At 61.6% G+C, this 10,889-nt stretch carries 8 protein-coding genes and 1 rRNA gene; 2 read left to right on the top strand and 7 right to left on the bottom strand.

Annotated elements, in window-relative coordinates; translation table 11 throughout:
• The first annotated feature begins 179 nt into the window (after nt 1-179).
• Nucleotides 180-295: ribosomal RNA gene (rrf, locus tag DGA31_RS20970) — 5S ribosomal RNA — on the top strand.
• 99 nt (nt 296-394) lie between these two features.
• Complete coding sequence (locus DGA31_RS20965) at nt 395-1,342, top strand: DKNYY domain-containing protein (protein ID WP_152035064.1); 948 nt, start codon at nt 395-397, stop codon at nt 1,340-1,342.
• Nucleotides 1,343-1,398: 56 nt separating this feature from the next.
• On the opposite strand, the gene DGA31_RS20960 is transcribed toward DGA31_RS20965, so the two are convergent.
• From DGA31_RS20960 to DGA31_RS20925, 7 genes are all read right to left on the bottom strand, one after another.
• A complete protein-coding gene (locus DGA31_RS20960) occupies nt 1,399-1,875 on the bottom strand; it encodes an SRPBCC family protein (RefSeq protein ID WP_056842026.1) in 477 nt (158 codons plus the stop codon).
• Nucleotides 1,876-1,903: 28 nt separating this feature from the next.
• Complete coding sequence (locus DGA31_RS20955) at nt 1,904-5,350, bottom strand: non-ribosomal peptide synthetase (protein WP_109513844.1); 3,447 nt, start codon at nt 5,348-5,350, stop codon at nt 1,904-1,906.
• Entirely contained in the window at nt 5,347-6,294 is a 948-nt protein-coding gene (locus tag DGA31_RS20950; protein ID WP_109513843.1) for a diiron oxygenase, read from the bottom strand. The genes DGA31_RS20955 and DGA31_RS20950 overlap by 4 nt, the downstream gene beginning before the upstream one ends.
• A 37-nt stretch (nt 6,295-6,331) precedes the next feature.
• Nucleotides 6,332-7,108 (bottom strand): DUF3050 domain-containing protein, encoded by a 777-nt coding sequence (locus DGA31_RS20945; protein WP_056842029.1) that lies wholly within the window; start codon nt 7,106-7,108, stop codon nt 6,332-6,334.
• A gap of 781 nt (nt 7,109-7,889) precedes the next feature.
• Nucleotides 7,890-8,624, bottom strand: coding sequence for a GntR family transcriptional regulator (locus tag DGA31_RS20940; protein WP_056842030.1), 735 nt, complete (start codon nt 8,622-8,624; stop codon nt 7,890-7,892).
• Between the two features lie 452 nt (nt 8,625-9,076).
• On the bottom strand, nt 9,077-10,084 hold the full coding sequence (locus tag DGA31_RS20930) for an aldo/keto reductase (RefSeq protein WP_056842031.1): 1,008 nt from the start codon (nt 10,082-10,084) through the stop codon (nt 9,077-9,079).
• Nucleotides 10,085-10,130: 46 nt separating this feature from the next.
• Nucleotides 10,131-10,823: an HAD-IA family hydrolase gene (locus tag DGA31_RS20925; protein ID WP_109513842.1), complete on the bottom strand. Its 693-nt coding sequence runs from the start codon at nt 10,821-10,823 to the stop codon at nt 10,131-10,133.
• Nucleotides 10,824-10,889 lie beyond the last annotated feature (66 nt).

The raw sequence follows: 10,889 nt of genomic DNA, 5'->3' as shown, positions 1-10,889 counted from the left end.
CTCAGCAGTGAAACGATGCATCGCCGATGGTAGTGTGGAGCTTCTCCATGTGAGAGTAGGTCATCGTCAAGATTCAAACCCAGAACCCCTGATCGCCTTGCGATCGGGGGTTTTGCTTTAAGTAGAAGTCACACGAATTCGCTGGAACGTTGTCATCGACGCGCCGGCACACAGAATTTCTTGACGACAATAGAGCGCTGGAACCACCTGATCCCATCCCGAACTCAGCAGTGAAACGGTGCATCGCCGATGGTAGTGTGGAGCTTCTCCATGTGAGAGTAGGTCATCGTCAAGATTCAATTCCGAAACCCCTGATCGCCCTGCGGTCAGGGGTTTTGTTTTTGGGTCGAAAAAAGTCTTTGGCCCCAAGGCAGCCCTCATCAGGAGTCAAGCAGTGAACACGCAATGGATATGCACGGCCGCCTCATCCAGAACAGCCACTGCATTGGCTCTGGCCGCCCTCGGCCTGCTCTGTGGCATATTGACGGCGCCCACCGCCGCCCAGGCATTCGAGCGCCATACCTGCACTGAAAAGTGGTACGACGGCAATATCCACGACTCGATCCAGGACCGCCGCGTACCCTACAAAACCCAGGATTGCCCTGCACCCAAGGACAGTGAGACCCCGATCCCGACCGGTTACCAGGTCATCGATGGGCGTATCTTCTATGTCACCTCGTCAAGCAATCGCTACAACGACTGCGGCGGTACCGGTGTCGGTTCGCTGGGCAAGATCCTGATGCCCAAGTGTTATATGCCCGACAAGCTGCAAACCCACGAAAACGTCGAAGAGCGCACGTTCTGGCTGGTCAGCGAGGACGGTGCCCACCTGCGCACGCTGGCGTCCAGTCAGACCAACCTGACGCCCGTGCAGCGGCGTAGTGCCGCGTCTTATGCGATGGACAGCACGTCGGTGTACCTGGATTCGGAAAAGATCAATGGAGCCGACCCTGAAAGTTTCGAGGTGATCTTCCCCTTCGAGGACGACACCCGCCTGGACCGGTTCTCGTTCGCCAGGGATCGCCAGCACCTGTTCATCAATGGTGCCCCCGTGCCGCTCCTCGACCTGGCGCAGCTGAAATGGCTGCCTGTACCCTGTACTGGCGAGAAAATGGAGTGTGACAACACTCAGTACTCAGCCCCCATGATTGGCAAGGTCGGGCGCGACATCCTGTATCTGGATTACGGGACGAGCCCTACCGTCTTTCCCGGCCTGGCCACGCCGGATGTGGAATGCTCGCGCAAAGGCTTCAAGAATTATTGTGCCAGCGCCGGCAAGCGCTACCTGTTCGATGCGGGGGTCATGACCCCGGCCACCCTGGTGGTGCAACCGGCTGAATAAAGCGCACTTGAGTGCCCGCCCGGTGCCAGGCACCGGGCGGGCTCAGTGAGCAAGTGTCAGCCGAACAGGCCGCGCAGGTTATTCATCGAGGTGTCGGCAAAGCCCTGCAGGAAGGCTTCAAAGGCCGCCAGGTCCTGCGCGGCGCCAGGCAGAGGGTCGGCGACAATGGTCCAGGTCACCATGCTGGCCTGGTCATCGACCGCCGCCACCGTCATGGCCGCCCACAAGTTGCCGACCGGCAGACTGGTATGGATCAGCGTCCAGGTCATGCAGCGGGCCTGGTCATCGCGGGTGTTCAACTGCTCGATGGCCACATGGCCGTCCTTGAAACGCTTATGACGCACCGAGCCCGGCCCCTGGCCGATCACCTCGGTGCTCTCCATGCCTGGGACAAAGGCCTGAAAACCACCAAAGTCGCCCGCCACGGCCCAGGCACGCGTGGCGTCGGCCGGCACATGCACACTGGACACGACACGGCAGGCCGCGGCGTTGTGGATGCGAGTGTCGGGTTGCAGCGTAGTGAATACAGTCATGTCATTCTCCGTTGTCTTAAAAACAAGATCAGATAAAGGCGATTTCTTTCAGGTAGGTGCAGCCCTTGCTCAGCAGCGCCGGCGTCTTGGGCGGGTAGTGCTCGCCCATCCGGTGAATACCAGCCAGGGCGTTGTGGTACTCGATCATCGAGATGTCACCGATGTCCTCCTGGAAGCCATCCAGGTAGAACCCCAGCACACCGAACAGCGCGTTCTGGCTGTCGACCCGATTCAGTTGGGTCTGCCAGTGCGCCACGCTGACCAGCTCGAATTCCCGGCCGGCGTCCCGGAAGGCCTGCACATAGCTGTCCCAACTCAGGGGTTCAGGGTTGTGCAGGTTGAACACCGCCTTGTCGGGCTGGTGGCGACTGGCATGAAAACCGATGAAGCGGGCCAGGAAATCCACCGGCATCAGATCGAAATTGATGGCGAAATCCGGCACCTGGCCCAGTTGCAGCGAGCCCTTGAGCATCAGCATCAGCCGATTCTTCTGCGGCTGGCAGACCCCGGTGACGCTGTTGAAGGCGATGTTGCCGGGGCGATAGATATTCACCCACGCCCCTAGCGCTCGCGCCTGCTCCAGCACCCGCTCGGCCACCCATTTGGACAGGTTGTAGCCGTTCTTGATGTAGATCGGTGGCGTGGCCGCGGCCGGTTGCTCCAGCACGCTGCCTGCGGCATCGACGGCACTGGACGCCGACAGCGTCGAGACAAAATTGAACACCTTCTTGCTGCGCCCCTCGCACAGCTTCAGGCACTCGAAAATCGGCGCCACGTTGTCGCGGGCCAGGGTCTCGTAGTCCTGTACGTGATTGACGTTGGCGGCGTTATGCACCAGCGCCCCGAACTCACGGTCCAGCCGTTCATACACCGTGTCATCCAGGCCCAGCTGCGGCCGGGTAACGTCGGCGGCATGAATGCTCACCCGGCTCAGGTCCAGGTGCGCCAGGCGGTTTTCCTGCAGTGCCTGGATGAAACGCTCGCGCGCACTCAGGCCGTTGCCCTCACGCACCAGGCAGGCCACTTCGGTCGCGCCCCAGTCCAGCAGCGCCTGCACGATGTGCACACCGAGAAAGCCGTTGGCGCCAGTGACGATGACCTTGTGCACATCGCCCAGGGCACTGACCGGCAGCACCGGCAGGTGCAGCGGTGCGCTGGCATCACGCAGGGCCTGCGGGCTGACTGTCCAGCCCGTGCCCTCGTCACTGGCGAGCAACCGGGCCAGGGTCTGGATGCTCGGCGCTTCGATAAAGCGATTGATCGGAATGCTGCGCCCGAACTGCTCACGGACCCCCAGCAACAAGCGCGACAACAGAATCGAATGCCCGCCCAGATTAAAGAAGCTTTCATCGGTGGCAATGTCCTGCGTCGGCAGCTCCAGCAGCTCGGCCCACAACATCAGCAGCCGCTGCTCCTGTTCGTTGTCGGGCTGCCGACGCACACCGGCCCCGGCAATCTTCAGCGGTATCTTCAGCAGCGCCACACGGTCGACCTTGCCATTGCTGGCAAACGGCATGTGCTCCAGCACGGTGTACAGCGTGGGCTGCATGTAGTCCGGCAACAGGCGCTGCACATGATCCTTGAGCGTTTGCAGGGTGGTCGTCAGCCGGGCGTCGTGGGGCTGGGCGACAAAGGCCAGGACCCGCCGCTGCTCGTCGATGACCACCGCCACCTGGCGAAACAACTGTGCGCTGCGCAGGCCATGCTCGATCTCTTCGGGCTCGACCCGAAAACCCCGGATCTTGACCTGATTGTCCCGTCGCCCGCCCAGCTCGATGCCTTCCGGGGTCCATTTGCCCAGGTCACCGGTGCGATAGGCGCGCAGGTGCTGGCCATCGGGCAACTGCAGCTCGACATAACGCTCGGCGTTCAACTGCGGGTTATTCACATAACCCAGGCCCACGCCGGGTCCTGCGATATACAACTCGCCCTGCACCTGCTCGGCCACCGGCTGCAGATCTTCATCCAGAATCCACACCTGGCTGTTGGCAATCGGCCGCCCCAGGCTACGGTTGCTGCTGCCGGCCTCGAAGGGCCGGGCCGTGACCAGCACCGTGGCCTCGGTCGGCCCGTACAGGTTGTAAAAGTGACACTGGCCGGCCAGGCGTTCAATCACGTACGGCTCACAGACATCACCGCCGGTCACCAGGTGTGTCAGGCCCAGCGGCTCCTCAAGCGGCAACAGGCTCAGCAGCGCCGGTGGCAGAAACGCGTGACTGATGCCCTGGCGCAGCAGGGCCAGCAATTGCAGCGGGTCGCGGCGCTGATCCTCGTCGGCCACCACCAGCTCGGCGCCACTGAGCAGCGTAGGGAAGATATCGATCACCGACGAGTCGAAACTCAAGGTCGAGAACTGCAAGACCCGGCTGTGCTCGGACAACGCCACATAGTCGGCATACCAGGCCGTGAAGTGGCTGAGGTTGTGCTGGCTGAGCAACACCCCCTTGGGCTGGCCGGTGGTGCCTGAGGTGTACAGCGCCATGCACGGGCTGTCGCTGGCAAACGCCACGCGCACCAGCGGCTGATCACACGCCGTCACCGCGATGTCGGTGATAGCCAGCGCCGGGAACCCGGACGCTGCCAGTGAGTGCTCGCCATCGTGCAGTAGCAACACGGCGCCGGCATTTTCCAGGATGTACTGCTGGCGTTGCAGCGGCTGGTTGGGGTCCAGCGGCAGATAGATTGCGCCGCTGCCCAGAATCGCCAGCACACCGGCAAACAATGCTGCCGATTTGGGCAGGCAGATGCCGACTACCGGCACCGCTTGCCCTTGGCGCAGCGTGGCCAGGCGATCCAGCAACGGTTGCTGGATGGCCACCGCCTGCGCCTGTAGCTGCCGGTAGCTCAGCGTCTGCCCGCCCAGCGTCAGCGCCGGGCGTTCGGCAAACATGGCCAGGCTGTGCGCCAGACGGATGCTCAGCGGCGTGGCGGCCACTTCCAGCAAGGCCGGATGTGCGGTCTGGTTCAAGCGATGCTCGAACACCAGGCAATCGAGCGCCTGCAAACCCTCCACAGGCTCGATCGGTGTCGCGGCCACCTCGCTCAAGCCGGCAAGGTAATCCGCATCCCGGGACAGCCGGCTGACCTGCAAGGCCAGCAGGTCCACCAGCGTCGCCACGGTGTCATCGCGCAATTGCCGGCCATTGCCCGCCGCCTGTTCGGGCTGCCACTGGCGCACGATAAGGCGCCGGCCATGCCAGCACAACAGTTCCAGCGCTGGCAGGTCCTGCAAGGCGTCGGTCTTGAAACCGACCCGCACGCTCAGGCAATGCTCGGCGGCAAACGCACCCAGACACGTTTCATCCAGTGCCAGGCTGCCGTCGTCGATCAGCAGTGCCGGCTCATTGACTGCAGCCGTGTACACAGCGTGCAGATCGCGCAGGTGATGCACGGCATGGCCATGCTCCAGCAGCTCACGGTGCAGCGCCTCCAGCACGCCGCTGCAACCGGCCAGTACAATCTCCAGGCGTCTCATGCGCACACCTCGCGGGCCGGCAGGTAGTCGACCAACGCTTCGCGCACGCACGCGGCTTCAAGCAGCGTGCTGTTACGAAAGAAGCGCACGATATTGCCCACCAGCGGGTGATGGCTGTTGATCGGAAAACTCAACGCCAGGGTTTCGGCCTTCAGGGCCTGCTTCACGGTGTCGGCCACCGGTAGGTGATCGATGAGGGCAAAGTCGAAGCCGTTCTGGATCTCGTTGGTCAGGTACTGATGGATGAACACCGGCAGGATCTGTGCAATGGCCTCGCGGTCGGCCTGCGTGGCGGTCTGCCAGTAGATGCGCACCAGCCGTGTCCAGAAGCCCGAATGACGGCCTTCGTCGAGCAGGTGATCGGCCATCAGGCCCTTGACCGACTGCTTGACCGAATCGTCCTTGGCAAACGCAGCCACATCATTGGTCACGGTGTTCTCGGCAATGGCCACGCAAATCAGCTCCACGGCACTGCGCAGGTGATCAGGGGCCTGTGCCAGGGCCGCCGGAATGGCCCGGCTCAGCTCGATTTCGGTGGGCAGCGCAATGGGCTCGATGCCGGTCAGGGCGATGGTCTGCTGCATGAAGTCCATCGCCACCAGGGCGTGATAATCCTCATCGACCACCACGCTCATGGCATCGAAGCGGCACGCGAATGGAAAACGGATCGCGAAGCGGTCCTTGGCGATGCTGCGGGCGGTCTTGTCGACGATTTCGGTCTCGAAAATCACCACATCGTTGATGAACTTGTAGAGGCTCTGCACCAGGGCGTAATCGCGCAGTTCCGGGCACTGGCGGGTGAAGGTTTCGCTGAGCACCAGAGGCTGGCGGCTCAGCGGGTAGATCAGGCGTTCATCGTCCTCGACGATACGCCGTGGGCGCGTGCGGATCGTGGCGCGTGCTTCCCAGGCCTCGACGAATGACACGTAGTCTTCAGCTTTCATGATGGCGTCCTTTCAGGCTGCAAGGGGAGGCGGCGCGTCATGCACTGGCCTGCATCAACGGGGCGTGCAAGTGCAGGCGCAAGGTGTCCCACAGCGCCATGCGGCTCTCCACGGCAGCGATGGCGGCCTGGTAGACCTCGCGCTCGCGTTGCTCATCGCCGGCGACCAGGCGTGCCAGCAAATGCTCGGCCGCCGGTCCGTGGTCCTCGGAGTCGAGTTCGATATGCCGTTGCAGGTAATAGCGAAAGGTCGGGGCCTGTGCGGTGCCGATCTCCCACTTGTCGAGCAGGGCCTGGAACATCGCCGGTATCACGCTTTCACGGCCGTGCAGGAACGAGGCGGCGACGCAGTGCGCCGGTGCATGCAGTGCCGTGGCCAGGGTCTGGGTGACGAACAGGGCGGCGGCCGGATCGGCATTGACCCGTTGCAACGCGGTGGTGTGGTGCACGCCCTGGCGCTGCAACTCGATGAAGCGCTCGGCCTGGGCGGTGCTGGCACCGATCTCACGCATGGCATCCAGGTACAGTTCAAAGTGGCTGTAGTGACCGTGCCCGGGCCGGTCATCCGACTCTTCGCCGAGCACGATGTCATTGATCAGACGTGCGGCGGCAGGGTCGCGCGGCGGCAGCCACGGCAGTTGCGTGCACGTCAGCTCCTGTTGCAGGCGCTTGGTCAGCGACATGAAGTCCCACACGGCGAATACATGGACTTCCATAAAGCGCCGTAACACGGGTAATGAATCAATTTCAGCAAAAACGGGGTGCTGGCTAAGTTCTTGTTTCTTACGTTCAAGTCGCGTTTTCTGACAAGTCATGACGGTATCCCGGTGGTTGTAAATACGCCGGAAAGTTGCAACTCTGTAGGCCTGTTTCGCCGTTGACAACATTCCATGTTGGTTGCAGTCACCCGGGGTTCACGAATAGAAAAGGCGAGCGCAAGCCGACGTCCGTACACGTCAATGCTCTGGAGACACGCCAGTATTCATGAGGGTTGGGCGCCTTTGTCAGGCACGGGTGGTCTGCGGTACAGCCGGTGGGCAGAACAGACGAAGTGTTTCCCGATCTGTTCATGACCGGCTGCCCATAAAAGTTAAAGCACTTGGAATGCGTCTCGCAATGTTTTTTTGTATTATTTTAAATGCACTTTTTTCAAGTATGAAGAAGGGCATGTAAAACATTTAATTATGATTTACAGGCACGTGAGTGATCCTTTCAGCTAATAAAAGCCAAAATTGAAGTTAATGAACGAATGCCTCGTTCGGCGTCACTCGTATGATCGGATTATCAAGGTCGTGATAAAGGGGTGGGCGATAGCGCAATTGACACGCGCGATCATGCGGCCCTGGGCAAGCACTCCTTTTGCCGTGTCGTTCAAACAGATGAACACTGTCCTGTGCCATAGAGGCAGTCAGGGATGCCCCGACCGGTGCCATGCGCATGGCGCAGCCGGGGTCACCACGAGTTTGCCTTATCCGCAGGGCAGTCCAGGCAAGTGGCCAGAAAAAAGGCAAGCGCACAGCCCGGGCGATATACCGGGCTGGCGAATGGCGTCAGATCACGATCAGGGGCGAGCCGGGCTGCGTGCAGCCCGGTGCATCACGCGAGGCTTTTCTTGCGTTGCCGCTTTGGCCGGGTTTCGGCTGCCTTGCTGGCCAGGTAGCCGGTAATGGCATTGACGGCGCGATTGAGGTGAAGCTGCAACTTGGCCACGGTCTGCTCGACATCCCGGGCTTGCGCCAGGCGCAGCAGCTCCCAGTGGTCATCCTGAGCCAGCTTGCCCAGGCCCATGGCCGACAGGTTGAAGCGCAGGAAGCGCTCCTCCTCGTTCAGGCCGGACTCGACCAGGCGCATCAGGCGCTTGTTCGGGGTCTTGGCGTACAGCGCCATGTGAAACAGACGGTTGAGGGTGCCGATCCGGGTGTAATCGGTCTCGACTTCCAGCGCCTCTATATAGCCGCGCGCCTGGGCGTAGTCGTCCTCGTCCAGCAGCGGAATCGACAGGCGCAGCGCCTCGCATTCAAACAGCATGCGCAGGGCGTAGGCCTCGACGGCATCCTCGGTAATCAGCGGCGCCACCACGGCGCCCTTGTGCAGCTCGACCCGCACCAGCGACTGCGCCTCAAGCTGACGCAAGGCTTCGCGTACCGGCATGCGGCTGACGCCGAACAAGGTGGCCAGTTCCTGTTGTCGCAAGGCCGTGCCACTGGGCAGGCGGCCATCGATAATGGCGCTGCGCAGCTTTTCTTCGATCACGGTCCTGGCAAGGTGCGCAGGCGGCTGCTCGTTACCGAGCACCTCGTACAAAAAAGCTTCTCTATCGATCTTGCGCATCGCCATAAATCTTTATCAACCTGGCCGAATAGGATCCAATTAACAAGCGGGCTGTCCATAGACTAGCCAAAACCCTTGCAATGGGTAGAAAAAATACGGCATGACCCGCATCAGCGCCCGGCGCAGCCCTGTGGCGCGCAAAGCGAGACGCATTTTTCGTATTCAAGGGGCATTCATCAACACATTCGTTGCGTATTTTAATGTCGTTCGTCGGCCTGTCTGATATGAGCATTTACCTACAGGGCACCTCTAAAAACTACCTGCGTTGTCATCGCTGCGTTAAAAACAGGCTCAAAATGCTCATTTACAACCTGTAAAGTCGGCCGCGACTCCGACCGTTTTTCGCCTGTTTTTGCCTTGCGCTGACTGCCTCGCCTACGTTTTTAGAGGCACCCTACATACCAGAAAAAACGCAGCCGCCATGCCGGTTCAACCCTGCACGGCGGAACGCATCAGCGCAGCAGACGACCTGACACAAAGTGCTGAACATCGTTGAAGCCGGGCGTCGAGGCGTGGCCTGGCGTCACCAGCGAGTCGATGAACGCTTCGTCTTCGGCACTGATGCGCACCTCCAGCGCCTTGAGGTAACTGTCCCATTGCTGTTCGGTGCGCGGACCGACGATGGCCGAGGTCACCGCCTGGTTGTTCAGCACCCAGGCAATGGCAAACTCGACGATGCCGACGCCCTTGTCGCGAGTGTAGTCCTGGATCTGCCGGGCGATGCGCAGCGACTCCACGCGCCATTCGGTCTCCAGCAGGCGCTTGTCCTGGCGCCCGGCCCGGCTGTCGCCGCTGGGGGCGATGTCCGGTGCGTACTTGCCACTGAGCACCCCCCGCGCCAGCGGGCTGTAGGGCACCACGCCAAGGCCGTGGAAGGCCGCTGCCGGGATCTGTTCAAGCTCGGCCTGGCGGTTGACGATGTTGTACAGCGGCTGGCTGATGATCGGTTTGTCCACCCCCAGGCGCTGGGCGACATTGGCAATCTCGGCGATGCGCCAGCCACGAAAGTTCGACACGCCCCAGTAACGGACCTTGCCCTGGGCGATCAGGTCGCCGATGGCCGACACCGTCACCTCAAGTGGCGTGTCGTGGTCCTCCTTGTGCAGGTAGTAGATATCCACGTAATCAGTATCCAGCCGGCGCAGGCTGTTCTCGATGGCGTTGAAAATGTGCTTGCGGTTGAGTCCTGCGCGATTGGGGATACCGTCGTGGGGACCCACGGCCACCTTGGTGGCCAGCACCCACTCGCTGCGGCGTGCGGCAATGGCTTCACCGACGATTTCCTCGGAACGCCCACTGTTGTACACATCGGCCGTGTCGATGAAATTGACCCCCTGGTCCCAGGCCTTGTCGATGATGCGCAGCGACTCCTCGGTGCCGGTCTGTTCGCCGAACATCATCGAGCCCAGGGTCAGCGTGGAAACCTTCAGGCCCGATTGGCCCAGTGTGCGATAAGTCATGTTCAACACCCTCCATGTCATTGAATAGATTTGCAGGTGCGCAGCGTTAGGCCGGCATGGCAGGCAGGCCCCATTGCGCCAGCGGCGCCTCGCCCAGCGAGCCCAGGATCAGGTCGGCATGCCGGTAGCGCTCGGGCGGCATGTGCACATCCGGGATGGCCACGGCCATCATGCCGGCGGCCTTGGCGGCGGTCACGCCGAACGGCGAGTCCTCGAACACCAGGCAGTCGGCAGGGTCGATGCCCAGGCGCTCGGCGGCCACCAGGAAGATGTCCGGCGCCGGCTTGGCGGCCGTCACCTGCGGGTCATCGGCGGTGACCACGGTGTCGAACAATTCGAACCAGGCCTGGTGGCGGGTGATCTTGGCGTGAAAGTAATGCACCGACGAACTGGTACCCACCGCAATGGGAATGCCGTGGGCGGCCAGATGGCGCACCAGCGCTTCGGCCCCGGGCATGGCCTGCGCCTGCGGGAAGCGTTCGTCGAGCATGGGCTGGCGCATGGCGAGAAATTCATCCACCGACAACGGCAACTGCAGGGTGTCGATGATGTAGCCGGAGAAATCCCGGGCGCCACGCCCGATGGTGTTCTGCTTGATGCTCCAGTCAAAATGCTTGCCATAGCGGCGGGCAATCATTTCGGTGACCTCGGTATAGATCCCTTCGGTGTCCAGCAACAAACCATCCATATCGAAAATCACGGCCTTGATCGGCCGGCGGTTGTCCTGCTGTGCACTCATGTGATCGGCCTCTGTGTCAGTCCGCATCCAGCCTAACGCGACAAACGAGACTATGGCTACCCGATA

Source organism: Pseudomonas ovata (assembly GCF_003131185.1).
GTDB lineage: Bacteria > Pseudomonadota > Gammaproteobacteria > Pseudomonadales > Pseudomonadaceae > Aquipseudomonas > Aquipseudomonas ovata.
The sequence above is the reverse complement of the archived record's forward strand: the minus strand, read 5'-3'. Positions and strand labels throughout refer to the sequence as shown.